This is a genomic window from Mesorhizobium huakuii, from assembly GCF_030160235.1.
Lineage (GTDB): Bacteria > Pseudomonadota > Alphaproteobacteria > Rhizobiales > Rhizobiaceae > Mesorhizobium > Mesorhizobium huakuii.
This window is the reverse complement of sequence record NZ_BSNY01000047.1, coordinates 230617-254446: the sequence shown is the minus strand read 5'-3', so window position 1 is coordinate 254446 and position 23830 is coordinate 230617. Positions and strand designations below refer to the sequence as shown.

Annotated in this window: 21 protein-coding genes and 1 pseudogene; 9 read left to right on the top strand and 13 right to left on the bottom strand. The window is 65.6% G+C overall.

The genetic code is table 11. The features are described 5' to 3' along the window. Positions 1-109: 109 nt before the first annotated feature. The 6 genes and pseudogenes from QQK95_RS23465 to QQK95_RS23440 all read right to left on the bottom strand — a co-directional run bounded on the left by QQK95_RS23465 (position 110) and on the right by QQK95_RS23440 (position 6462). On the bottom strand, positions 110-874 hold the full coding sequence (locus tag QQK95_RS23465) for a GntR family transcriptional regulator (protein ID WP_202356749.1): 765 nt from the start codon (positions 872-874) through the stop codon (positions 110-112). A gap of 82 nt (positions 875-956) precedes the next feature. Beyond that, positions 957-1388, bottom strand: a complete 432-nt coding sequence (locus QQK95_RS23460; protein WP_284277068.1) for a hypothetical protein — start codon at positions 1386-1388, stop codon at positions 957-959. A 203-nt stretch (positions 1389-1591) separates the two neighbouring features. After that, a pseudogene (locus QQK95_RS23455) lies at positions 1592-1681 on the bottom strand (E3 binding domain-containing protein); the annotation flags it as partial. Further along, positions 1678-2688 (bottom strand): C-terminal binding protein, encoded by a 1011-nt coding sequence (locus QQK95_RS23450; protein ID WP_284276771.1) that lies wholly within the window; start codon positions 2686-2688, stop codon positions 1678-1680. The gene QQK95_RS23450 and the pseudogene QQK95_RS23455, both read right to left, overlap by 4 nt. Before the next feature lie 31 nt (positions 2689-2719). Continuing rightward, complete coding sequence (locus QQK95_RS23445) at positions 2720-5104, bottom strand: thiamine pyrophosphate-dependent enzyme (protein ID WP_284277053.1); 2385 nt, start codon at positions 5102-5104, stop codon at positions 2720-2722. Positions 5105-5241: 137 nt separating this feature from the next. Further along, positions 5242-6462, bottom strand: a complete 1221-nt coding sequence (locus QQK95_RS23440; RefSeq protein ID WP_284276770.1) for a mandelate racemase/muconate lactonizing enzyme family protein — start codon at positions 6460-6462, stop codon at positions 5242-5244. Between the two features lie 56 nt (positions 6463-6518). Between QQK95_RS23440 and QQK95_RS23435 the strand changes: the two genes are divergently transcribed. From QQK95_RS23435 to QQK95_RS23420, 4 genes are read left to right on the top strand one after another with little or no spacing between them, the layout of a single operon-like run. Further along, positions 6519-7376 (top strand): SDR family NAD(P)-dependent oxidoreductase, encoded by an 858-nt coding sequence (locus tag QQK95_RS23435; protein ID WP_284276769.1) that lies wholly within the window; start codon positions 6519-6521, stop codon positions 7374-7376. Between the two features lie 4 nt (positions 7377-7380). Then, positions 7381-8223 carry a transketolase gene (locus QQK95_RS23430; RefSeq protein ID WP_284276768.1) on the top strand — a complete coding sequence of 281 codons (843 nt, stop codon included), beginning with the start codon at positions 7381-7383 and terminating at the stop codon, positions 8221-8223. Beyond that, positions 8220-9221, top strand: a complete 1002-nt coding sequence (locus QQK95_RS23425) for a transketolase family protein (RefSeq protein ID WP_284276767.1) — start codon at positions 8220-8222, stop codon at positions 9219-9221. Before QQK95_RS23430 ends, QQK95_RS23425 begins: the two co-directional genes overlap by 4 nt. Continuing rightward, the gene (locus tag QQK95_RS23420) at positions 9218-10402 is read left to right on the top strand and encodes a mandelate racemase/muconate lactonizing enzyme family protein (protein WP_284276766.1); all 1185 of its coding nucleotides are present in this window, start codon (positions 9218-9220) and stop codon (positions 10400-10402) included. Before QQK95_RS23425 ends, QQK95_RS23420 begins: the two co-directional genes overlap by 4 nt. Here the strand turns inward: QQK95_RS23420 and QQK95_RS23415 are convergent, their stop codons facing one another. Further along, entirely contained in the window at positions 10403-11434 is a 1032-nt protein-coding gene (locus tag QQK95_RS23415; protein ID WP_027047628.1) for a LacI family DNA-binding transcriptional regulator, read from the bottom strand. A gap of 237 nt (positions 11435-11671) precedes the next feature. Here QQK95_RS23415 and QQK95_RS23410 point away from each other — a divergent pair, with 237 nt between their 5' ends. Genes QQK95_RS23410 through QQK95_RS23395 form a run of 4 tightly spaced genes read left to right on the top strand, consistent with a single transcriptional unit; the run spans position 11672 to position 16087 of the window. Further along, entirely contained in the window at positions 11672-12682 is a 1011-nt protein-coding gene (locus QQK95_RS23410) for an ABC transporter permease (RefSeq protein WP_284276765.1), read from the top strand. A gap of 54 nt (positions 12683-12736) precedes the next feature. Next, positions 12737-13711 (top strand): sugar ABC transporter substrate-binding protein, encoded by a 975-nt coding sequence (locus QQK95_RS23405; RefSeq protein WP_284276763.1) that lies wholly within the window; start codon positions 12737-12739, stop codon positions 13709-13711. 55 nt (positions 13712-13766) lie between these two features. After that, positions 13767-15329, top strand: a complete 1563-nt coding sequence (locus QQK95_RS23400; protein WP_284276762.1) for a sugar ABC transporter ATP-binding protein — start codon at positions 13767-13769, stop codon at positions 15327-15329. Further along, a complete protein-coding gene (locus QQK95_RS23395) occupies positions 15329-16087 on the top strand; it encodes an SDR family NAD(P)-dependent oxidoreductase (RefSeq protein WP_284276761.1) in 759 nt (252 codons plus the stop codon). Before QQK95_RS23400 ends, QQK95_RS23395 begins: the two co-directional genes overlap by 1 nt. Positions 16088-16120: 33 nt before the next feature. Here the strand turns inward: QQK95_RS23395 and QQK95_RS23390 are convergent, their stop codons facing one another. The 6 genes from QQK95_RS23390 to QQK95_RS23365 form a co-directional block, all read right to left on the bottom strand. Beyond that, on the bottom strand, positions 16121-17014 hold the full coding sequence (locus QQK95_RS23390; RefSeq protein ID WP_284276760.1) for an aldose 1-epimerase: 894 nt from the start codon (positions 17012-17014) through the stop codon (positions 16121-16123). Then, complete coding sequence (locus tag QQK95_RS23385) at positions 16998-17588, bottom strand: SDR family NAD(P)-dependent oxidoreductase (protein WP_284276759.1); 591 nt, start codon at positions 17586-17588, stop codon at positions 16998-17000. The genes QQK95_RS23390 and QQK95_RS23385 overlap by 17 nt, the downstream gene beginning before the upstream one ends. Beyond that, positions 17585-18364 (bottom strand): SDR family NAD(P)-dependent oxidoreductase, encoded by a 780-nt coding sequence (locus QQK95_RS23380; RefSeq protein ID WP_284276758.1) that lies wholly within the window; start codon positions 18362-18364, stop codon positions 17585-17587. The genes QQK95_RS23385 and QQK95_RS23380 overlap by 4 nt, the downstream gene beginning before the upstream one ends. A gap of 84 nt (positions 18365-18448) precedes the next feature. After that, the gene (locus QQK95_RS23375) at positions 18449-19444 is read right to left on the bottom strand and encodes an ABC transporter permease (RefSeq protein ID WP_095773158.1); all 996 of its coding nucleotides are present in this window, start codon (positions 19442-19444) and stop codon (positions 18449-18451) included. 58 nt (positions 19445-19502) lie between these two features. Then, positions 19503-21041 carry a sugar ABC transporter ATP-binding protein gene (locus QQK95_RS23370; protein WP_284277052.1) on the bottom strand — a complete coding sequence of 513 codons (1539 nt, stop codon included), beginning with the start codon at positions 21039-21041 and terminating at the stop codon, positions 19503-19505. A 115-nt stretch (positions 21042-21156) separates the two neighbouring features. Then, positions 21157-22119 carry a sugar-binding protein gene (locus tag QQK95_RS23365; protein WP_202361090.1) on the bottom strand — a complete coding sequence of 321 codons (963 nt, stop codon included), beginning with the start codon at positions 22117-22119 and terminating at the stop codon, positions 21157-21159. A 599-nt stretch (positions 22120-22718) separates the two neighbouring features. Here QQK95_RS23365 and QQK95_RS23360 point away from each other — a divergent pair. Beyond that, positions 22719-23822 carry a LacI family DNA-binding transcriptional regulator gene (locus tag QQK95_RS23360; RefSeq protein ID WP_284276757.1) on the top strand — a complete coding sequence of 368 codons (1104 nt, stop codon included), beginning with the start codon at positions 22719-22721 and terminating at the stop codon, positions 23820-23822. Positions 23823-23830: the final 8 nt, after the last annotated feature.

The following is a 23830-nucleotide window of genomic DNA, read 5'->3' as shown; positions in this document are numbered from 1 at the left end:
CGTGGTCCTCCGCGCAGCCTTCACCCTAGCTATGATGCTATTATAATTTTATAAGGATGTCCATGGCCGCGGCCTGCAATTCGGCGGACGCCTATGCCGCCTACCGGGGTCAGGACAGGTCGTTCGGGGCGTCGTAGGTGATGCTGAAAATATCTGCGGGGTGGCGGGCGACGGAGAATTCGATGCTGCGCTGGTCCGCCGACTGGTAGAGCATCTCCACCGTCAGCACCGGGCTGCCGAGCGTGATGCCAAGGTCGGCGGCAACCGCCTCGTCGGCGATCTCGGCGCGCACCGTGACATGCGCCACGTCGAGCCGAAGGCCGAGATGTTTCTGCACCGAACGGAAGATCAGCACGTCGGAAAAATCCTCCCGCTTCAAGCGCGCGCCGATGTCGGGCGGGAAATAGGTGGTGATCTGCGCCTTGCGCTGTTCGCCGATCGACAGGACGCTGCGCAGGCAATAGCCGGCCTCGTCCTTGCCCATGCCGAAATGGCGCTGGAGCACGGGCGAAACCTCCTTGCGATAGGATTTCACCGTCAGCTGCGCATCCTTGGTGAAGGCCGCCATGTCGGCGAAATTCTTGAACTTCCAGCTCAGATTGACCGAGGGGCTGCGCGCCGCGACCACGGCCGGCTTGGCCGAACGCTTGCGGATCAGCCCGTCGGCCTCGAGATCGCGCAGCGCCTGGCGAACCGTGATCAGGCTGACGCCGAAATGCTCGGCGATGGTCGCTTCCTTCGGCAGTTCGCCGCCGACGGGGAAGGTGCCGTTGCCGATCGGCTCGCGCAGGATGTCGGCGAGCTGGCGGTAAAGCGGCCCGTTGGCGCGGCCGAGCGTGCGTCTGGGAAGACTGTCTATGGTAGGGTGGTCCATGTGCCTCGTCGCGCCTGTGTCGAAGCTTTTATAATAGCTTCCCGCGCCCGAGGCTAGGCAAGGCTGTGGACGATCAATCGCCTCAGACAAAGAGCCGAAGCGGCTGTTCGATCGCCGATTTCAGGGTCGCTAGCCATGTGGCAGCGGTGGCCTCGTCAACACTTGCCGCATCCAGCGTCAGCAGGCATTCGGCATGGTCGCCCGGCGTGTCGGGCGAGACGGTCAGGCGCATGGCGCGGCCCGGCAGAAGCGGCGTCATCACCGGCCGGATGTCGCTCGCCGGCACCAGCCGCAGGGACAGGGAAGCTGGAGTTTCCGTCTCATCATGGCTGCCGGCCAATGCCGCAAGCCGCATTGCGCGCAGCGATGTCAGGGGCATTTCGGGAATCGCCGCGAACACGGTTTGCCGGCCTGCCAGCTCCAGCGCCACGGAAGCGCCAAACCTGGCTGCCTCCGGCATCTCGGCAAGTGCTCGACCGGCGGCACGCAGCAGCACGTCGTCGAGAGCGAACACATGTCCCGAGCTCTCAAGCGCCGCCAGCAGGTCTTGCAGCGCGCTAAGCGCAACGGAGGTGGAAAGGCGGCGATCCGGAACGCGGCGATCAACGGCGCCGCCGCAGGGGCGGCGATATCCGGCGAAACGACCGGTGCGGCAACCGGAATGAAGCTCAGGACATCCGCTGCCAGGATGCGTCCGCCGGGGCCGCCGCCGCGAAGCGTCTCGAGCGGCAGGGAACGCTCGCGCGCCAGCCGGCGCGCATAGGGCGAAGCCGCAAGACGCCTTGCCTGTGCAACGGCGGCATTCATTTCAGGAACTCTGAATTGACGCAGTTGGTCAGCCGTCCCTCGGCGAGATAGGCATGCACCACCTCGATCGATTTCAGCCGGAGGTCGCGCATCGATGCCGGGCTGTAGAAGGCGGCGTGCGGTGTGACGATCAGCCGATTGGCGATCCAAGATTCTCCGGCGCGCCAGGCGGCGAGCAGCGGATGATCGAGGTCGCCAGGCTCGTTCGGCAACACGTCGAGGCCGGCGCCGGCGACGGTGCCCTCGCGCATCGCCGCTTCGAGCGCGTCGAGATCGACGATCGGACCGCGCGCGGTGTTGATGAGCACAAGGCCGGGCTTGGCGGCGGCGAAGGCTGCGGCGCCGAGCAGCTTGCGGGTTTCTTCGCTGAGCGGCGTGTGGACGCTGACGACATCCGATCGCCCCATGAATTCACCGAGCGAATGGACGCGTTCGTAGCCGGTCGACAAATCGACCCCGGACAGAAGATGCGGGTCATAAAACACCACCTTCATGTCGAAGGCAGCAGCGCGACGCGCCGTGGCAAGCCCGATGCGGCCGAGACCGACAATGCCGAAGGTGGCACCCTTGTGCCGGCGCACCAGCGGCGCCTTGGAAAAATGCCAGCCTTCGGCGCCATGGCCGGAAAGCGCCACACCATAGGCCGAGGTGCCGCGCGTCAGCGCCAGCATCAGGCCGATGGCGTGGTCGGCGACCTCGGTGGTGCCATAGTCCGGCACGTTGCAGGCCGGAATTTTCCGCGCGCCCCAGCCTGCCGTGTCGATATTGTCGAAGCCGACGCCGGAGCGCACGGCGATCCTGGCCTTTGGAAAAGCCGATGGCGCGGCGGCGACATTGTGGGTCGGCGAATAGTTGATGATGGCATCGACTGTTTCGCAGACGGCCGGATCGAGTGCCGCGGCCTTGTCGTTGGTCGAGCGGGCGAGGATGAATTCGATGTCGGGATAATGCTGCCGCTCGAGTTCGGCCTCGTCGGCGGCTTGCCAGTTGGCGCACAGGATCTTCATGCCAGTCCTTCGGATTTCTTCGGTATGGGGATTACTTCTTGATGCCGCCGATGCGGCCGCCCATCGGCACCATGGCGCCGACCGGTTGATCGATGGCGCTGAGCGTGCCACTGAACGGCGCCTCGATCTCGACCACGGCCTTGTCGGTCTCGATCTCGGCGATCAGCTCGCCCTGCTTGACCGCGTCGCCAACCGCCTTCAGCCATTTGACGACAGTGCCTTCGCTGACGGTGAGATCGCCGAACGGCATTGTGATCGGCTCGTCATCGCCGGCAGCGGGGGCCTGTGGTGCAGCCGGCACCGCCTTGGCTGGAACAGGCACCGATTTAGCCGGCGCAGCACTCTTCAAACCAACCGTATACCAATGGTCCGGCACCGGCGGCTTGCCAGCGATTACGTCACGCACGCCCTGGGCGATGCGCGCCGTGTCGACCAGCATGGCGCGCTCCAGCACCGGGGCGAAGGGATGCGAGGTCGGCGCGGTGTGCAGCCGACCAGGCGGGGCGTCGAGCTCGTCGAAGGCGAGCTCGTTGATGGCCTGGGCGATCTCGCCGCCGAGGCCGCACATAGCCCAGGCTTCGTCGACGATGAGCAGGCGATGGGTTTTCCTGACACTGGCGACGATGGTGTCGATGTCGAGCGGCATGATGGTGCGGGGATCGATCACCTCCGCCTCGATGCCTTCGCCAGCCAGGGCCTCGGCGGCTTCCAGCGCGCGCTGCACCATCTGGCCGGCGGCGACGATTGTGATGTCGGCGCCGGCCCGCGCAATGCGCGCGACGCCGAAGGGCACAAAATGCTCGCCGACCGGCACCTCACCCTTCGAGGCAAACAATGCCTTGGGCTCCAGCATGATGACGGGATCGCCGGCCCTGAGCGCGGTCTTCATCAGGCCCTTGGCATCGGCCGGGGTCGACGGCACGCAGACGATGAGGCCGGGCATGTGGGCGAAGACCGGATGATAGATGCCGCTGTGATGCGGGCCGGAGCTGCGCAGCGCGCCGGCGCCGGCGCGCACCACCATCGGCGCGCTCATCAGGCCGCTGGTCATGTAGCGCAGCTTGGCCGCCTGCAGGAAGATCTGGCCGGCGGTCTCAAACGCGAAGTCGGCGAACATCAGGTCCGAAACGGTGCGCGCGCCCGTGGCCGAGGCGCCGACGGCGGCGGCGGTAAAGCCCTGTTCGGAGATCGGCGTGTCGACCATGCGCTCGGCGCCGAATTCCTGCCAGAGGTTCTTGGTGTGGGCGAAACTGCCGCCGCGCTCGCCGGTGCCTTCGCCGAAATAGAGGATCGCTGGATTGGCGCGCATTTCCTCGGCGAGGCCGTCGCGCACCGCCTCCAGCCATCCTTGTGTCTTGGTTTCGCCGACGGCGCGCGGCTGTAGAGCGGCCGGCGGATTGATCGGATCGGCAAAGACATGCAGGCGCACCGTCGCCGGATCGGGCTCGGGCGAGTTGCGGGCGAAGTTCAGCGCCTCCTCGACCACCTTCTCGATCCGCGCCTCTATTGCCGCGAGCGCCTCCGCATCGGCAATACGATAGTCCTCGATCAGTTTCTTGCGGAACATGTCGATCGGATCGCGCTTGATCCAGGCGTCGAGTTCTTCCTGCGTGCGGTAAGTGCCGATGACCGGATCGCCCTCATGGTGACCGACGGTGCGGTAGGTCTTTGCCTCGATCAGCGTTGGCCCCTTGCCGGAACGGGCGCGCTCGGTGGCCTCCTTCATGGCTAGCCAGACGGCAAAGACGTCATTGCCGTCGACCGCGACCCCAGGCATGCCGTAGGACGATGCCTTGGTGGCGATCTCGGGATTGAGCGTGATCGACTTCAGCGGCGTCGCCGTTGCGTAGAGGTTGTTCTCGCAGATGAAGACCGCCGGCGCCCGCTGCACGGCGGCGAAGTTGAGCGCCTCGTGGAAGCCGCCATGATTGGCGGCGCCATCGCCGAAAAAGGCGACGCCGATGTCGTCGCGGCCCTGCTGGCGCGCACCCATGCCGATGCCGACGGCATGGCCTATGCCGGCGGCGACGATGCCGTTGGTGCCGAACAGGCCGACCGAGCGGTCGTAGAGATGCATGGTGCCGCCACGGCCGCCGCAAATGCCGTCAGCCTTGCCGAACAGTTCGGCCATCACGCGGCCGGGATTGGCGCCCTTGGCCAGCGCGTGACCGTGGCCGCGATGGGTCGATGTCACCCAGTCGGTTGGCCGCAGATGCGCGCAGACGCCGACGCCCGTCGCCTCCTCGCCAATATAGAGATGCAGGAAGCCGGGCGTTTCGCCCTTGCGGCAGGCGATCTGGGCGGTGCTTTCGAAGCGGCGCAACAGCACCATGCGTTCGAACAGATCGAGCAGGATCTTCGGATCGGGCAGGTTTGGAGCGCCCTTGAAATCGTCGCGTGCGCGCGCCGCAGACATTGCCACCAAAGCCTCCCTGAATGCGTCCGACGCCGGGCGGCAGGGCACCGGCGGCGAGCTTGTTGGCCGCCCGCTTCGGCGCATCATAGATTATAATAGCATAATGTCTACTGGCTTCGGATGGAGCCGTGCGACGGCTAGATTCTGGTGATCCGAACGGTCGCGTCAGGCCGCTGAAACAGCTCCGGCCGCAGGCTGAGACCCAGTCCCGGCCCTTCGAGCGGCGCGACGTGACCGTCCTTGACCGGCGGAATGTCGGCGACGATTTCGGTGTACCAGCCGGTGAAATAGGCGCGCACCGCCTCCTGGTAATTGACGGTCGGCAAGGTCGCGGACAGCGCGCAACTGGCGGCATAGACGATCGGCCCGGTGCAATCGTGCAAGGTGACCGGCAGTTCGCTGGCCTCGGCCATGTTGGCGATCTTGCGCGCTTCGGAGAGGCCGCCGCACCAGGCGAGATCGATCATGATCACTGAAGCGGCGCGCTTGTCGATCAGTTGCTTGAACATCTGCCGCGAAGCCAGCCGCTCGCTGGCGGCGATCGGAATGGAGGTGTGGCGGGCAAGCTCGGCCATGGCATCGAGCTCGTTGTAGCGGATCGGCTCCTCCAGCCAGGCGACGTCATAGGCTTTCAACGCCTCGGCGATGCGCAGCACTGGCGGCAAGGTCCATAGGCCGTGCAGCTCGACCATGATTTCCATGTCGCGACCGCAGGCGTCGCGGATTTTCTGGAAAGGCTCCAGCGCCTTGTCGAGATCGGGCAGCGAAATGCGGGTGCCGTTCGACGCTTCCGCGGCGATGTCGAACGGCCAGATCTTCATCGCGCCGATGCCTTCGGATTTCAGGCTTTTGGCGAGATCGCCGGCGTTGTAGCGCCAGGCGAGCAGGTCCTCGTACGGGCCCTCGTTCGAATCGCCTGCTTTGAGCGACCAGTCCTCGCCGCGCTCGAAAAGGGCGTTCTTCTTGGTGGCGCGGACGTGTTTGTAGCCGGCGCACGTGTTGTAGATGGGCACGTCTCTGTGGGTGCGCCCACCAAGCAGCCGCCAGACCGGCTCGTCGAGCGCCTGGCCATAGATATCCCACAGCGCGATGTTGACGGCGGAATTGCCGCGCACCTCGGCGCCGGAATCGCGCGCGCCGACATAGACGCTGCCCAGCGTGCGGTCATGCAGCTCGATGTCGCGCGGATCCTTGCCCAGGAGATAGGACGCGACATTGTCGTGGATGTAGGCGGCAACCGGCCCCGGCGCCCAGAATGTCTCGCCGGTGCCGATGAGACCGGCATCGGTGTGGACGCGCAGCCAGAACAGGAAGGGAAATTCGGCCAGCTGCAGCGTTTCGAGCGCGACGACTTTCATTGGTTTCTCCCCATTGCAGCGGACCATGCGGTCGACGGGACAATAGCACATCGCCGTTGACAGCCATTTATGGTACCGGTATCAATTTCGTCAAGACGACCACCGGGGAGGGTGTTTTCTTGCCGGCCGAATATCAGAACACGCCGCCACGAAGGGCACTCGTCACCGGCGCCGCCGGCGGTCTCGGCCGCGAGGTGGCGATCCAGCTGGCGCGGCGCGGCTGCGTCGTCGCGGTCGCCGACATCAATGGCGAGGGGCTGGCCGAGACCATCCGACAGATCGGCGAAACCGGCGCGGAAGGCGAAAGCATCGTCAGCGACTTCACCGGGGAAGGCGCGCCGGAGGCGGCGGTGGACAAAGTGGTCGCACGCTGGGGCGGCATCGACATCCTCGTCAACAATGCCGGCTATGGCGTGATCGAGCCATTCCTCGACGCCACCTTCAGGGCTTGGACGCGCACGCTGGCGCTCAATGTCACGGCCCTTGCCATGGCCTGCAAGGCGGCGGGCCGGGTGATGCGCGAGCAGCGTTCGGGGCGCATCATCAACATCACCTCGCCGGGTTCGCGCATGGCGCTGCCCGACTATACAGCCTACACGGCGAGCAAGGCCGGCGTCGATTCCATCACCCGTGCCGCGGCGGTGGCGCTGGCGCCCTATGGCGTGCTGGTCAACAGCCTGGCGCCGGGCATGATGGACACCGAGATGCAGCGGTCGACCGAAGTCGACCTCGCCCGCGCCAATGGCCGCGACGACCTGCAGGCGTTCCTCGACGAGCGCACCCGCCGCATCCCGCTCGGCCGCCGCGCCGAGATCGCGGAAGTCGCGGAAGCGGTCGTCTGGCTCTGTCTCGATGCGCCGAAATACATGACAGCCGAGCGGCTCAACATGTCGGGCGGGCTCGACAAGGACTGATCACATGCTGCGAAACTCCCCACCCGGCAGCGCCGATATCGGCGCGCTCGAACGCAAGGCGACACAATTGCGCCGCCACATGCTGACCATGGCGCGCGGCCAGGGCCAGGGCTATATCGGCCAGGGCCTCGGCATCGCCGATGTGCTGGCCGCGCTCTATTTCCACGAACTGCGCTACGACCCGCACAATCTGGCGTGGCCAGATCGCGACCGCTTCCTGCTCTCGACGGGGCACTACTCCATTGCGCTGTGGGCAGCACTGGCCGAGGCCGGCGTCATCCCGGTCGAGGAGTTGATCACCTACGGCGCCGACAACAGCCGGCTGGAAATGTCGACGCTCGACACGACGCCCGGCGTCGAGGTCATCGGCGGTTCGCTCGGCCATGGCCTGGGACAGGGCGTTGGCCAGGCGCTGGGCCTGCGCATCGACAGATCCGACGCGCGCATCTTCGTCGAACTGTCCGACGGCGAGATGCAGGAAGGCTCGACCTGGGAAGCGGCGATGTCGGCCAGCCATTTCAAGCTGGACGGGCTGGTGGCGCTGGTAGACTGCAACGGCATCCAGGCCGACGGACCTGTCGTGCTCGACATGGAGCCAGTGGCCGAAAAATGGCGCGCGTTCGGCTGGCAGACATCGGAGATCGACGGCAACGACATGAAGGCGGTGGTCGGCGCGCTGGCCGGTGCGCGCGAGCGCAACGGCCAGCCGAAGGCGATCGTGCTGCGCACGCTGCCTGGCAAGGGCGTGCCGCGCATCGAAACCTCCGAGAAATCGCACTTCTTCCGCGTCGACGTGGCGCAATGGGACGGCATCATCGCCGAGTTCGAAAATGGAGCAGCCCGATGAGCGGCGCGGCGACGAAGGCCGGACGCACGCTGGCCATGGGCCAGGACGAAGCGGCTGGCGGCGGCCGGCAAAGCGTGGAGGCGCCTTTCGGCAGGGCGTTGGCCCGCCTCGGCCAAAGCCGCCCCGACATTGTCGGGCTGACCGCCGATCTCGGCAAATACACCGACATATTGCCGTTCCGCGACGCTTTCCCGGACCGCTTCTTCAATGTCGGCATGGCCGAGCAGAACCTGGTCGCCGTCGCCGCCGGGCTGGCGCGCACCGGCAAGGTGCCGTTCGCCACCACCTATGGCGTGTTCGCGACGCGGCGGGCCTATGATTTCGTCGCCATCGCGCTCGCCCACTCCAACCTCGACGTCAAGATTGTCGCCGGCCTGCCGGGACTGACGACGGGCTACGGCGGCACGCATCAGGCGATCGAGGATCTGGCCCTGATGCGCATGATCCCCGGCCTGACCATCATCGACCCCTGTGATGCGACGGAGATCGAGGCTGCGACCGAGGCGATCGCCGCGCATCGTGGTCCCGTCTATATGCGTTTGCTGCGCGGTTCCGTGCCTGTGGTATTTGACGCCGGCTACCGTTTTGAAATCGGCAAGGCGCGCCAGCTTCGTGACGGTTCCGATGTCGGCATCATCTCGACCGGCTTCATGACCGAGCGGGCGCTGGATGCGGCGGACGCTCTGAGCAAACAAGGCATCTCGGCCGGCGTGCTGCACGTGCCAACCATAAAACCGTTCGACGCCGAGGCTGTGGCCGCGTTCGCGGCCGGCGTCAGCCGCATCGTCACCGCGGAAAACCATGTCATCGTCGGCGGCCTGGCGAGCCTCGTCGTCGAGACCTTGTTCGACGCCGGCATTGCGAAGAAACTGACACGCATCGGCCTGCCCGACCGCTATATCGAATGCGGCGCGGTGCCGACATTGCAAGCGAAATATGGGCTGACCACCGAGGCCGTCATCGCAGTGATCATAGCCCTGGTTAGGACCACCGCATGAAAATCACCGAAATCGAGACCTTTGCCGTCGGCGCCGGCTGGAAGAACTGGCTGTTCGTCAAGGTCCATACCGACAAGGGCATCCACGGGATCGGCGAAGGCACGCTGAACGGCTTCATCAAGACCACGGAAGCCGGCGTGCACGAGCTCAAGCATCTCGCCATCGGCCAGGACCCCCGCCGCATCAATGCGCTGGCCAAGCGCATGCTGGACAGCGTCTCGCTCGACGGCGGCCACATTCACCGCACGGTGATCGCGGCGATCGAGGTCGCCTGTTGGGACATTCTGGGCAAGAGCCTCGGCGTGCCGATCCACCAGTTGCTCGGCGGCCAGGTGCGCGACAGCGTGCTCGGCTACGCCAATGGCTGGTACCGCACCGAGCGCACGCCGGAGGCCTTCCTCGAAGCCGCCAAGGCGGTGCGGGCCAAGGGCTTCAAGGCCCTCAAGCTCGACCCGTTTGGCACCGCGCAAGGTTTCATCTCGCGCGAGGAATTGGAGCTTTCCTACGCGATCTGCCGAAAATTGCGTGATGAACTGCCCCGGGATACGCTGATCCTGATCGACGTGCATGCGCGCTTCACCGAGATCGCCGCCCTGCAGGCGGCGCAGAAATTCGCCGATCTCGACATCTTCTGGTGGGAGGAGCCGACCTCGCGCGACCGGCAGGAGACTGTGCACGAAGTGGCGCATCGCTCGCCGATCCCGGTGGCGACCGGCGAAATGTACGACACGGTCGGCCAGTTCTACACGCTGGCCGCCGGCGGCGGCGTCAACATCTTCCAGCCCGAGCCGATGTCGCTCGGCGGCATTGCGCCGTCCATGCAGGTGGCCAACCTCGCGCTTGCGCATGGCAGCCACATCGCGCCGCACCAGAGCGGCGGGCCGGTGGCGACGGCGGTGTGCCTGCAGCTGGCCGCCGCGGTGCCGAACTTCCTCATCCAGGAGCATTTCGACGCTTTCAACGACCCGTGGACGCGCGACCTTGTGACCTGGCACCCGACCGTCAATCCGGACAATGGCCACCTGTCGCTGCCTGACGCGCCGGGACTCGGCATCGATCTCAACATCGAGGCGATCAAGGATCACCCCTACGATCCCAACGCCTATCTCAACGTCCATGCCGAAGGCTGGGAAAAGCGCCTCGGGCGGCGCGAACAACCGGCCAAGACGTCGACGTTCTGATCAGGCGCTTTCGCGGTCGACGATCTCGAAGCCGAGGCTGGTGATGGTCGGCACCTTGGTGTCGCCGCCGAGCCTTGCCAGCAATTGCCGCACGGCGCGCCGGCCCATCTCGTAGCGGTTGACCTTGACCGTGGTCAGCGGCGGATAGAGCTGGGCCGCCAGATCCATGTCGCCATAGCCGGCTATGGCGATCCTGCCCGGCACCGCCCAGCGCCGGCGATGGCACTCCTGCACGGCGCCGACGGCGAGCGTGTCGCTGGAAAAGAAGATGGCATCGATATCCCGGTGGCGGGAGGTCAGCGTCACCAGCGCCTCGGCGCCGCCCTGCGCGGTGATCGGGACCTCGACCTCCATGTCGGCATGGTTCTTGATGCCGAGTTCCGTCAGCGCGGCGTGGTAACCGGTGCGGCGCTGCCGCAGGCGGTCATTGCCGTGGATCGGGGTCGAGACGAAGCCGATGCGCTTGTAGCCCTTGGCCGCAAGATGCATGGTCATGGCATAGGCGGTCTCGAAGTTGGAGACGCCGACAACCATGTCGATCGGCTTGCGGCCCTTGATTTCGGAAATCTCGACCACCGGAGCGCCGCTGCTCTTCAGCAAGGCGCGCGCGGTCTCGCTTTGCACGAAGCTCTGCAGGATCATGCCGACCGGGCGCCAGCCGAGCAGGTTGCGGATCGATTTCTCCTCCGCCTCCTGCGTGAACTCGCCTTGCACCAGGAGCATCGAATAGCCGCTCTCATGGCATTCGTCGGACATGCCTTGCACCTGTTCGGCGATCCCCGAATTGATCAACGGCGGCACTACCGTGCCGATCATGCGGCCATTGCCGCGCATGCTGGAGGCCAGCCGGTTCGGCACGAAACCCGCCTGTTCGATGGCTTCGAGCACCTTGGCGCGGGTCTCAGGCGAGACCATGTCGGGATTGGACAACGCGCGCGACACCGTCATCGGCGCCACGCCGACACGCTTGGCGATCTCGCGGACGCCGAGGCGTTGCGGCTTCTTCTCGCCCGCCGGCGGCTTGTCGACCATCACCATGCTCCAAGAGAGCGACCCACCAATCCTGCGGATCGCGCCTAAAAACGCCCATTCATAGCGGTTGCGGCGAATGCTTTCCAGCGATGTGCCCGGCTATGCACGCCAGGAAATTTCACCGTTGACAAGTTATAATATTATAATCTTAATGACCGAAAGGAGCGCGTCAGGATCGGCGCGAGCGAACAGGGCCGGCCGCGAGAGCCGGCAACGATCGCTGCCAGGGAGGTCGGGATGAACAGCGCGGCTGAGGTGAGCGCGCCGCCAAGGGACGCGCGATCGTTCCGGCGGCGACTGATCGGCTTGATTGCCGTCGGCGAGGTCGGCGTGCTGGCGGCCATGGCCTTGCTGATCGCCTTCTTCTGGCTGCTCGAGCCGGCCTTCCTGTCGGAGCGCAACATCCGCGCCATTCTCAACGTCGTCTCCTTTGTCGGGATCATCGCCATCGGCCAGACCATCCTGCTGGTCGCCGGCGAGTTCGACCTGTCGGTCGGTTCGGTGGCCGGTCTCTCCGCCGTGGTCGCCGCCAAGCTGATGACCGCTGCCGCCCTGCCGGTGAGCGTCGGCATTCTCGGCGGAATCGGCGTCGGCGCGCTGATCGGCCTCCTCAACGGCCTGATCGTCGTCAGGCTGGGCATCCCTGCCTTCATCCAGACGCTCGGCATGCTGTTCATCGGCCAGGGCCTGATCCAGGTGGTGACAGGCGGCTATCCGGTCTATCCGCTGCCCGAGGCGATCAACACCATTGGCGGCACCGATCTCGCCTTCGGCCTCGGCTGGAGCTTTGCCTTCTTCATCGTCGCCGCCATCGCCGCCGACTTCGTGCTGCGGCGCACCGTGCTCGGGCGCAACATGTATGCCACGGGCGGCAACAAGGAAGTGGCGCATCTCGTCGGCATCAACACCAGCGCGTACAAGATCAACGCCTTCATCACCGTCGGCGCGCTGTCGGCGATCGCCGGCATGTTCGTCATGGCCGATCTCGGCAGCGGCGGCACGTCGATCGGCAGCGGCTGGGAACTGACCGTCATCGCCGGTGTCGTGGTCGGCGGCGTCAGCCTGTTCGGCGGTGCCGGCACGGTGGCCGGCGGCGTGGTCGGCATCCTGATGCTGAAAGTGGTGCAGAGCGGCCTCGTCGTCATCGGCGTCAACTCCAACTGGCAGCAGATCGCGGTCGGCGTGATCATGGTCATGGCCGTCGGCCTCGACATCGTGCGCCGCCGCTACTTCATCGCCGGCGCCTGAGAGGCCGCGAATATTGCGCCGGCAAAAATGCCGGCGAACCAAGGGAGGTAAGGCATGAACATCCATCTGAAAGAGCGGCTGATCGGCGCCGCATTCGTGGCGGCGGCACTCGCCACCGCGCTCGGCTCGGTAAGCCTGGCACGGGCGGCGGACATTCACCTGCTCTGGGTGCAGGCGATGAAGGATCACCCGGTGCATAGGCTGATGCAGGCGGGCTTCCTCAATAAGTGCAAGGAGCTTGGCTACACCTGCGAGGTGGTCGGCGACCCGAGCGCCACCAACTGGGATATTCCCGCGACCTTGCCGCTTGCCGAGGCCGCCCTTGCCCGCACCAAATACGATGCCATCGGGGTCTACGGTCCCGATCCGGCCATCTATTCCTACATCTCCAAACTGGCCAAGGAAGGCTTCCCGATCGTCACCTGGCACGTCCTGCCGCCCGAAGGCACCGTCAACGGCCTGAAAGCGGCAACGGGCGAGAACATCGCCGAGGCGGGAACCAATGCCGCGATCGCGATCGGCGATAAGCTCGGCGGCAAGGGCACGGTGGCGCTGACGCAAGGCGCCTCCAACGATACCGAGAACGCGATGTCGGATGCCTTCCGCAAGACCATCGCGGCGAAATATCCCGGCATCAAGGTGCTCGAGACACAGATGGAGGGCTTTGAACCGTCGGCGGCCGAGGCAAAAGCGGTGGCGATCCTGCAGGGCAATCCCGATGTGACCGCCGCCTTCGGCACCACCGGCAACAGCATCCAGACCTGGTCGGGCGCCGCCCGCAAGGCCGGACGCGACGTCGTCGTCGTCGGCATGGACTATATCAGGCAGAATCTCGATCTGGTGAAGTCCGGCGCCGCCTACGGCATCGTCGCGCAGCCGCTCTACGAAGAGAGCGCCAAGGTGGCCGAGTTGCTCGGCGACCTCGCCCAGGGCAAGACCGTGCCCTACAGCAATCCGCTGCCGGCAAAGGTGATCACCGCCGCCGACCTCGCCCCCTACTACAAGATGCTCGACAGCGCCGGCCAGTAATGCGTGCCGCCGGGCCCGCGCCTTGCAGGCCCGGCGCTTTCCGAAGGGATACGTCTTGCCCAACACCACCCAAGCGCCGCTGTTTTCGGCCACCGCCATCGCCAAGAATTTCGGCGGCGTGCAGGCGCTGCGCGGCGTCGATTTCGATGTCGTTGCCGGCGAGATCCACGCCTTGCTTGGCCAGAACGGCGCCGGCAAGTCGACGCTGGTCAAGATCCTCAACGGCGTACATCCGGCCGGTTCCTACACCGGCACGATCCAGCTCGATGGCCGGCCCTTCAGCTTCGCTTCGCCGGCCGATGCGCGATCGAACGGCGTCGGTTACGTGCCGCAGGAAATCGAGGTGCTGGAGCAGCTGTCGGTGGCCGAGAATGTCTTTGCCGGCCGCACCGGTCTGGGCGCCGGCATGCTGGTCCACCAGCGCAAGCTCGAGCAGCGTGCCGGCGCAATCTTCGCCGACCTCGGCATCGACATCAACCCCAGGGCCTATGTCGCGTCGCTGACCTCGGCGCAGCGCCATCTGGTCATGATTGCGCGCGCCATCGTCACGAAGCCGCGCGTGCTGATGCTGGACGAACCGACCGCCTCGCTCTCCGGCACCGAGGTCGACGCGCTGTTCGCCGTGCTGCGCCGCCTGAAGGCGCAAGGCGTGGCGATGATCTACATCACCCACCGCCTGCCCGAAGTGCTCGCCATCTGCGACCGCGCCACGGTGCTGCGCGACGGGCAGGTGGCGGTGCGGATCGCGCGCGAGAACTTCAATGCCGAGACCTTCATCTTCTCGATGTCGGGTCAAAGGCTGCAGCGGCTGTTTCCCGAACATGCAGCACCCGTCGGCGCGCCGACGGTGCTGGAGGTTCGCCATCTCACCGTCGCCGGCCACAGCGGCGCTGTCCACGGCGCCAGGGATATCAATCTCTGTGTGGCGGCGGGCGAAATCGTCGGGCTGGCCGGGCTGCTGGGCTCCGGTCGCAGCGAGATCCTGCACGGCATCTATGGCCGCGTCGCGGCTGAGGGCGAAGTCCGGGTCACCGGCCAGACCGTGTCGATCAAATCGCCCAGGGATGCCCGCGCGGCCGGCATTGCGCTCTTGACCGAGGACCGCAAGCGCGACGGCCTGCTGTTCAATCTGCCGGTCGGCGCCAACATCACCATCGGCAACCTCGCGCCTCTGTCGCGGCATGGCATGGTGCGCGGCGGACTGGAGCGGAGCTCCATCCTCACCGCCATGCGCGCGCTCAACGTCAAGGCGTCGTCGCCGCAGGCGGCGGTCACCCATCAGTCGGGCGGCAACCAGCAGAAGCTGCTGTTTGCCCGTGCGTTGATGCGGGCGCCGAAAGTTCTGCTGCTGGACGAGCCGACCAAGGGCGTCGACGCGGCCACCCGGCACGAAATCTACCGGCTATTGGTCGAGCTCGCCGAGAAAGGCGTGGGCTTGCTGATCGTCGCTTCCGAACTGGAGGAGCTGATCGGCCTTTGCGATCGCTGCCTCGTGGTCGCCGACGGGCGCATCGTCGATGAATTTGGCCGTAGCGAAGGTGGCGAGGATCGCGTGCTGCGCTCGGTGACGGCGGCGCAAGCGGAACGCCACGCTGCGGCTGCACAGGTTTCAGCATGATGTTCGCCGGCAAACGTGTTTTCGTCACAGGAGCTGCGACCGGCATTGGCCGGGCGACCGCGGAGTACCTCGCCGACGAGGGCGCCAGGGTTTTCGGCGCCGGCCTGGACGGCGAGGAGGGCAAGGCCCTTGCGGGCCGCTATGACGAAAGCCAGCTGATCTTCCGCGAGAGCGATCTCACCCGCGAAGCGGAGGTTCAGTCGGCCGTGACGGCAGCCACCGAACGGCTTGGCGGGCTCGACGCGGTCGTCAACTGCGCCGGGATCTACCCCACCGGCAAGCGGCTTGAAGAGGTTTCCGACGCGGAGTGGGAAAGAACCATCGCCGTCAACCTCACCGCCATTTTCCGCGTCTGCCGCTCGACCTTGCCGCTGCTGCGCGCCGCCGGCGGCGGCTCGATCGTCAACATCGCTTCCGTGCACGCCGATGCCACGGTTCCCGGCGTGCCGGCCTATGCCGCGACGAAGGCGGCGGTCGTCGGCCTGTCGCGGCAGATGGCGCTCGACTATGCCGTCGACCGCATCCGCGTCAACGCCGTGCTGGTCGGCTCCGTCGCGACCCGCATGACGCTGGACGGGCTGGAGGCGGCCGGCGGCGCCGAAGCTCTGGGCCTGTCCTTCGAGTCCAACCGGATCGCCCGCATCGCCAACCCCTCGGAGATCGCCACGGCAATCGGCTTCCTGATCTCGGACGCCGCGTCCTTCGTCACCGGCAGCGCCATGCAGGTGGATGGCGGCCTGCTGGCGCGGCTGCTTTAGGGGGTATGCTCACATTCACCGCACCCTTCGGAATTACGTCTCAAGCGCAAAGGGCACGAACGCAACCGTGCCGGCAGCGCTTTCGCCCGGACCGAGCACGATTACGCCCTCTTCCGGATCGTCCCATCGGCCGCGATTGAAAGCACCCGACGCGTTGGTCTGCGGCTCGGCGCAGAAATATGGTTTGGTCGGATCGGCATAAAGCATCAGGTGCTTGAAGATCGGATCGGCCTTCATGCGCAGTCCCACGCCGCGCACCGGAAAGCGCAGCGTCGCTTCGCCGCTCCATCCGCCATAGTCATTGTTGCGCCAGCCGCCCGGCAGGGGTCTGCCTTCGGCAAAGTCGAGTTCGGGTGGCAGCGTGATCGGATCGCCCGAAATGCCGTCGGGCTCTTCGAGATAGAAGCACCCGGCCTTGAATTGCACAGTCACGTCCGGATCGCGATCGAACCAGGGATGCAAGCCAAAACCGAACGGCATGGCGACCGCCCCGGTATTGGTCAGCGTCATGGTCACGCTCAGCTCCTCATCCGAAACCGTGAAAGCCTGGGTCGCGCGATAGGAATACGGCTCGGCTCCAGCGGCGATGTCCAGCGACAGGGTGGCGTTGGCGGGACCTGACCCGGTGACATCCCAGGCGTGTTGCCAACCGCTGCCATGGACGTTGAATTTTTCGGGCACATTGTTGGGCAGGACCTGCCAGCGTCTTGCCGCGAAGTCGAAAGCGTTACCGGCGATGCGATTGGCATAGGGCGTCATCGGAAACATGGCGACGCCAAGCACGTTGCCGGCCCTGCGGTCATCTTCCGAGAGCCTGAGATCGATGCCGCGCCAGCGCAGCGAGCTCACCGAGCCGCCGATCCGGGGCACCAGGGCGACTTCGAGCGCTCCCGATCCGATGCTCAGCAATTCAGAAATTGCGCCCATAGCCTGCCGTCCAGCCGCCATCGACGCCCAGCATCTGGCCCGTCGTGTAGGTGTTGAGCGGATCGCAGAAGAACAGAACGGCCGCGACCGCTTCCTCGATGCAGCCGGCGCGGCCGACCGGCGTGTGGCTGAGCATGGCCTTGTCGCCCGAGACCATGATTTCATCCTCGATCGCGCCGAAGCCGACGGCATTGACCAGCACTTTCGGGCCGAACTCCATGGCCAGCGTGCGCATGCCGGCCAGGATCGCGGCATTTTCCATGGAAAAGCGGGGATGGCGGCGCATCGGCATGCCGGCCGTGGCCGAGATCAGGAAGACGATGCGCCCGCCGCCGCGCTGGGCCATGGCCAAGGCAGCCCGGCGCGCATCGGCATGCTGGCTGCGCGGATCCTGCCCCGTCGTTCCCGGGCGCAGTGGGCTGGAGATCAGCAGGATGTCGGCGGCATCCCCTGCTTCGACAACCGTGCCGCCATTGGCACGCAGTGCGGCAAGCGCGGCGTCGGCGATCGGGTTGGTCTCGCCATCGAGGGCAACCGCCGCGCCGTTGAGATCGATTTCCATCGCGCCGCTCACATCATGTATCCCGCCGTCCAGCCGCCATCGACGGCCAGCACCTGGCCGTTGACATAACCGGCGGCCGGCGAGGCCAGGAACAGCACCGCCTCGGCGATCTCCCGCGGCTCGGCCGGGCGGCCAAGCGGCACATGGGCCAGGAATTCCTGCGTGCGGCCGGCGAACTTGCCGTCATCGCCGTAAAACAGCTTGGCGGTCAGCGCCGTCATCACCGAGCCCGGGGCGACCGCGTTGGTCAGGATGCCCTTGGCGCCGAGTTCGATCGCCATCGACCGCGTCAAATGGATGATACCGGCCTTGGCGGCGACGAACGGGCTCTGCAGGCGCATGGCGGCAAGGCCGACGACCGAGGCGATGTTGACGATGCGCCCGCCTCTGCCGGCGGCGAGCATGGGGCGGAGTGCCGCCCGGCTCATGATGTAGAGACCGTCGAGATCGATGCCGGTGATGCGATCCCACTCCTCGGCCGGGAATTCGTCCAGGGTGACGCGGTGCGCCAGCGTGTTGACGCCGGCATTGTTGATGAGGATGTCGAGGCGGCCGTAGCGCTGCATGATCGCGGCGATGGCGCCGTCGACCGAGGCGACATCACGGATGTCGGTGGCGCAGGCCATGGCATCGGTCAAGCCGGCCGCGACCTCTTTTGCGCCCTCGCCATTGATGTCGGCGACGATGACCGTTGCGCCATTGTCGGACAGGCGCCTGGCGATGGAGCTGCCGATGGCGCCCGCGGCGCCCGTGACCAGCGCTACCTTGCCTCGCAAATCGCAGCGCATGTCCCGCACACCCCCAAGCAATACCGGGTTATGCTATTATAATATCTATAGGAGTCGAGCAAGCGGCAGCGTCGCCCCGCGCGATTATTCCGCCGGCGCGCCGGCAACGTTCTTGCGCGCGGCATCGACCATCAGCCGCCGCGCCCGGAACACGCCCCATTGCTGGTCGACGAGCACGCCGATGAGGATGACGCCGCCCATCACCGCGAAGTTGAGCGAGGACGGGATGCCGAGCAGATTGACGAGGTTCTGCAGTTCCTGCAGCAGCACGGTGCCGAGGATGACGCCGATCAGCGAGCCCTCGCCGCCGCGCAGCGAGAAACCGCCGAGCACGGCGGCGGCGATGGCGTAGAGCTCATAGAACTGGCCGTGGCTGGCCGGCGAGATCGAGCGCGTGTACATGGCGAAATAGATCGCCGACAGCGCCGTAAGCACGCCGCAGATGACATAGGCGGCCATGACGATGCGACCGGTGCGGATGCCGGAATATTTCGCCGCCTCCTCATTCTTGCCTATGGCGTAGAGGTAGCGGCCGAACACCGAGCGGTGCAGCACCACCCACATGACGATGGCGATGACGATCAGCGCGATGAAGCTGTTGGGCACGCCCCAGCTGCGGCCCGCCGTCAGGAATTCGAGCTCGGGAAAATTCTGGCCGAAGGCGAAGCCGGCGGTGCCGTCGGCGGTGTAGAAGCGGGCGACGCCGCGATAGATCAAGAGGCCGCACAAGGTGACGACGAAGGGCTGCAGCTTCAGCCTGGTGATCAGCCAGCCATGCACAAGGCCGATGATGGCGCCGAGCGCGATGATCAGCACGAAGGCCAGCGGCCAGTCCAGCTCGCGCACGGCGATGAAGTCGATGAACAGCGTTCCCAGCAGCGCCACCACCGAGCCGACCGACAGTTCGATGCCGCCGGTGATGATGACGAAGGCCTGGCCGATCGACAGGATACCGAACAGGCCGATCAGGTTCGAGGTGTTGGCAAGGTTGATCGGCAAGAGGAAGCGCGGATTGATGATGGCCACGATTGCGCCGACCACCAGGATCAGTATCAGCAGGCCGAGATCTTTCTTGCTCATCATCGTCTCCCCAATTCCTGCTCGAGCAGGTTGCGCGGTCTCGCGACCTGCGCAAAAACTATTTCGGCTGCTTGCCCACCGCCAGCAGCAGCACGTTTTCCTGGCTGAACTGGTCCTTGTCGAGAATGCCCGAGATCTGGCCCTCATGCATGACGGCGATGCGGTCGGACACGCCGATCACCTCCTCCATGTCGCTGGAGATCATCAGCACGGCGACGCCGGCATCGGCCAGCGCGCGCATCAGCCCGTAGATTTCCGCCTTGGCGCCGATGTCGATGCCGCGCGTCGGCTCGTCGAGGATCATCACCTTCGGGTTCATGGCCAGCCATTTGCCGAGCACGACCTTCTGCTGGTTGCCGCCCGACAGCGTGCCGGTGCGCGTCTGCACCGAAGGCGCCTTGATGCCGAGAGCCTTCTTCTGCTTCTCGGCGGTTGCCGTTTCGGCGCTTGCCGACACCAGCGAGCGGCGCGCATGCGCCGGCAGATTGGGCAGCGAAATGTTCTGCGCGATCGACAGGTCGAGCAGGATGCCGGTCAGCTTGCGGTCTTCCGGTACCAGGAAAATGCCCTGCGCGACGGCATCGGCCGCCGAACCCAGCACAAGCGTCTTGCCGTCGAGCTCGAGCGTGCCGCCAAGGCTGCCGTCGATGCCGAAGAAGACGCGGGCGAGCTCGGTGCGGCCGGAGCCGACCAGGCCGGCAAGGCCGAGGATCTCGCCGCGCCTGACATCGAGGTCGACCGGCCGGCTGGGATAGGTTGGGGTGCGGATGGCCTTGGCGGCAAGTGCCGTGGCGCCGGGCGCCCGCGCGGCCTCGGAGGCCTTCTCGCGCTCCTTCAGCATGCGGCCGATCATCAGCTTGACCATCTGGTCGTGGTTGATGTCGCGCTTGCCCAGCGTGCCGGCCAACATGCCGTCGCGCAGCACGACGACGCGATCGGCGACACGCTCGACCTCGTGCAGGCGGTGCGAAATGAAGATGACGCTGATGCCGTCGGCCTTCAGCGCCTTGATGACGTCGAGCAATTTGTCGGTCTCGGCGAGCGGCAGGCTCGATGTCGGCTCGTCGAGGATGACCAGCCTTGCCTTGATCGACAGCGCCTTGGCGATCTCGACCATCTGCTGCTGCGCCAGCGACAAGGAGGCGACCTGCGCATCGGCGGAGAAATTGGCGCCGACGCGCTTCAAGAGCGGCGCCACCATCTCGCGCAGCTTCGAGCGGTCGACGAGTTTCAGCGGGCCGGCGCGCAGCGGCTCACGACCGAAGAAGATGTTGGCGGCGACATCGAGATTTTCGAACAGGTTGAGTTCCTGGTGGACGAAGGCGATGCCCGAGCCCAGGCTGCCTTCGACGCTCAGGCCTTTGTGGGCGGTGCCGTCGACGGTGATCGTGCCGGTGTCCGGCGTGGTGACGCCGCCGAGGATCTTCATCAGGGTCGACTTGCCGGCGCCGTTCTCGCCGACGAGACCGATGACCTCGCCCGGCCTGACCTCCATGGAAAAGCCATCCAGCGCGACGACGCCCGGATAGGTCTTGCGCACGTTCTCGAGGCTGAGGAACGGCGTAGTCGCTGCGATGGATGTATCGGAATAGTTCATCATGCCTGACAGCAGTTAGCGGGCCGGCCTTCCGGCAGACTGACGGTCCTCGAAGGGTTCGTCAATGCGCGCAGCCGGCTCAAGCGAAGTTGAGCCGGCTGAACTGCCTGTGGTCTTACTTTCCGGCCATCGCCTTGAGATTGGCGGCGTAGGCGTCGACATCATCCTTGCCGATGATCTTGGTCGGGATGATGATGAGGTTGCCGGCCGGGATGCCCGACTTGTCGCCCTTGAGATAGGCAGCCATCAGCTTCATGCCCTGATAGGCCCATTCGAAGGGCTGCTGCACGACGGTGGCGGCAACGGTGCCTTCCTTGACGCCGCCCAGCGTGATCGGATCGTCATCGAAACCAACGACGGTGATCTGGCCGAGCTTGCCGGCATCGCGCAGCGCTTCATAGATGCGCGGCGTGTTGTAGGAGTAGAAGCCGACCATGCAGGTGACGTCGGGGCTGGCGACCAGTGCGTCCTCGACATTCTTCTTGGCGCGCGCCTGGTCGATATCGTCGCCACGCACGTCGACGAGTTCGATCTTGGTGCCGGCCAGGCCATCCTTCATGCCCTGGATGCGCTCCTTGGCATTGTCGGCGCCGAGCAGGCCGACGAAGCCGAGGCACTTGCCGCCATTGGGCATCGCCTTCTTGGCGATTTCAGCCGCCTGCTTGCCGGCGTCGACATTGGACGAGCCTATATAGGCGACACGCTTGGTCTGCGGCGCATCGCTGTCGGTGGTGAACAGCGCGGTTTGCGAGGCGATCTTGTTCAGGCCATCGGTCGAGGTCTTGGGATCGACGGCCGAGACCATGATGCCCTTGACGCCGGCCGTCACCAGATCGTCCATCAGCCGCTGCTGGATGGCGACCGAGGATTGTTCGGGATATTTGAGTTCGAGATTGTAGTCGGGCAGTTCGCCCTGCGCCTTCTTGACGCCGGCTTCGGCCGCTTTCCAGAAATCGGAAGCGCCGTTGACGACGAAAGCCAGCGTCGGCTTGTCGTCGGCGCGCGCGATGGCCGTCGCCGTCAGGCCGACAACCAGGGCCGCGGCGGCCACGGATGCATTGCGTATCAAGGACTTCATGTTCAACCTCCCTTTTTGGTTCAGCCGTCGGGCCGGACCGTCTTGCTCACTAGAATTGCACTGAATTTGCCGTTTGCGGCTCGGATACCCCCCTCCTCCTCAGGGTTTCCCGGCACTCACAAGAATGGCCTCGTCCCAGCCACGGTCACGGACTTTAGAGACTCATCCCTCGTTCGTAAATAGTCAGATTTGTCTGACATATCACATATCCGAGACAAGGCTCGCGGAGGCATCTCCGCCCACCATCGGACCATCGACTTCGTTTTCCCGCCGCACCGGAACCCAATAGGCCGGACGCGGCGGATTGACGTTACAGCGCATTTTTGTATTAGTAAACACTATTAGTTTTTGGGCAATGTCCTGCCACATCGCGACACCACCGCGAACGATGCGCCGACGTGCCCATGCCTTGGTCGCGCGGCGCCACAAGTCATGGAATCATTGCTTTCCCTGCACATAAGGAGCGTGATGATCGATGGACCGCGCGGCTACTAATATATATAAACGAGGCGACGGCTTCTATAAATCGGCGCCGCCGCGCCATCTTGTCGGGCCGGCAGGCTGCCGCTAGACAGGCCGGGTATGGGGACACGACTGCCATGAGCGAGACAACGGATCCGGCCATCGAGACGGCAAAGCGCCGCAAGACGCCGGCCAAGCCCAAGGGGCGGGTCACCATGACCGACATCGCCCGGGCCGCCGGCTGCTCGCAGGCGACCGTTTCCTTCGTGCTCAACAATTCGCCAGGAATCAAGCTGTCGCAGCAGACCCGCGAACGGGTGATCGACGCCGCACGGGCGCTGGGCTACAGCGCGCCCGCCTTCTCGGCGCTGCGCAAGCCGGTTGCCGCCTTTGACGGATTGGACGGCGTGATCGGCTTTGCCGTCGACCAGCTGGCGACCAGCCCTGAGGCGGTGGTGGCGATCGAAGGCGCGCGCCAGGCCTCGTGGAATGCCGGCAACGTGCTCCTGGTGGCGCAGACCATGGGCGACGCCGTGATGGAGCCCCGCGCCATACAGGCGCTGACAAGGCGGGGCATTTCGGCGCTAATCTACATGACCATCTTCACCCGCGAGATCACGGCGCCCGACTATCTCTACAGCCTCGACATTCCGGTGATCCTGCTCAATTGCTACACGGCCGACTATGCCTTCCCCGCCGTGGTGCCCTCGGAGATCGCCGGCGGCCAGAATTCGACAAGGCATCTGATCAGCCACGGCCACCGCCGCATCGCCACCATCACCGGCGAGCCGTGGATGCAGGCCGCACAGGACCGGCTGAAAGGCTACCGCCGCGCGCTTGCCACCGCCGACATTCCCTTCGACCCGGAGCTGGTGGTCGAGGGCGACTGGTCGGCAAGTGCGGGCTACGCCGCGACCGTCAAGCTGCTGGCGCTCAAAGACCGCCCGACCGCCATCTTCTGCCAGAACGACCGCACCGCGATCGGCTGCTACGAGGCGCTGAAGGAAGCCGGCCTGCACATACCGCAGGACATTTCGGTGGTCGGCTACGACGACGAGGAAATCGCCCGGCATCTCTTCCCGCCGCTGACCACCTCGATCCTGCCGCACATGGCGATGGGCCAATGGGCGATCGAACAGCTCGAGGCGCCGACGGCGCCTGGACAGGGGCGCTATCCTATCACCAAGCTGGAGTGCCCGCTGGTGGAACGGGAGAGTGTGCGGGCGGTGAAGGCTGGCTGAGGCAAGGC

Excerpts from the sequence above, each read along its gene's own strand:
- QQK95_RS23465 (WP_202356749.1), bottom strand. The coding sequence starts at position 874 with ATGGACCACCCTACCATAGACAGTCTTCCCAGACGCACGCTCGGCCGC.
- QQK95_RS23450 (WP_284276771.1), bottom strand. The coding sequence starts at position 2,688 with ATGAAGATCCTGTGCGCCAACTGGCAAGCCGCCGACGAGGCCGAACTC.
- QQK95_RS23445 (WP_284277053.1), bottom strand. The coding sequence starts at position 5,104 with ATGTCTGCGGCGCGCGCACGCGACGATTTCAAGGGCGCTCCAAACCTG.
- QQK95_RS23440 (WP_284276770.1), bottom strand. The coding sequence starts at position 6,462 with ATGAAAGTCGTCGCGCTCGAAACGCTGCAGCTGGCCGAATTTCCCTTC.
- QQK95_RS23430 (WP_284276768.1), top strand. The coding sequence starts at position 7,381 with ATGCTGCGAAACTCCCCACCCGGCAGCGCCGATATCGGCGCGCTCGAA.
- QQK95_RS23425 (WP_284276767.1), top strand. The coding sequence starts at position 8,220 with ATGAGCGGCGCGGCGACGAAGGCCGGACGCACGCTGGCCATGGGCCAG.
- QQK95_RS23420 (WP_284276766.1), top strand. The coding sequence starts at position 9,218 with ATGAAAATCACCGAAATCGAGACCTTTGCCGTCGGCGCCGGCTGGAAG.
- QQK95_RS23415 (WP_027047628.1), bottom strand. The coding sequence starts at position 11,434 with ATGGTCGACAAGCCGCCGGCGGGCGAGAAGAAGCCGCAACGCCTCGGC.
- QQK95_RS23410 (WP_284276765.1), top strand. The coding sequence starts at position 11,672 with ATGAACAGCGCGGCTGAGGTGAGCGCGCCGCCAAGGGACGCGCGATCG.
- QQK95_RS23405 (WP_284276763.1), top strand. The coding sequence starts at position 12,737 with ATGAACATCCATCTGAAAGAGCGGCTGATCGGCGCCGCATTCGTGGCG.
- QQK95_RS23395 (WP_284276761.1), top strand. The coding sequence starts at position 15,329 with ATGTTCGCCGGCAAACGTGTTTTCGTCACAGGAGCTGCGACCGGCATT.
- QQK95_RS23390 (WP_284276760.1), bottom strand. The coding sequence starts at position 17,014 with ATGGGCGCAATTTCTGAATTGCTGAGCATCGGATCGGGAGCGCTCGAA.
- QQK95_RS23380 (WP_284276758.1), bottom strand. The coding sequence starts at position 18,364 with ATGCGCTGCGATTTGCGAGGCAAGGTAGCGCTGGTCACGGGCGCCGCG.
- QQK95_RS23375 (WP_095773158.1), bottom strand. The coding sequence starts at position 19,444 with ATGAGCAAGAAAGATCTCGGCCTGCTGATACTGATCCTGGTGGTCGGC.
- QQK95_RS23370 (WP_284277052.1), bottom strand. The coding sequence starts at position 21,041 with ATGAACTATTCCGATACATCCATCGCAGCGACTACGCCGTTCCTCAGC.
- QQK95_RS23365 (WP_202361090.1), bottom strand. The coding sequence starts at position 22,119 with ATGAAGTCCTTGATACGCAATGCATCCGTGGCCGCCGCGGCCCTGGTT.
- QQK95_RS23360 (WP_284276757.1), top strand. The coding sequence starts at position 22,719 with ATGAGCGAGACAACGGATCCGGCCATCGAGACGGCAAAGCGCCGCAAG.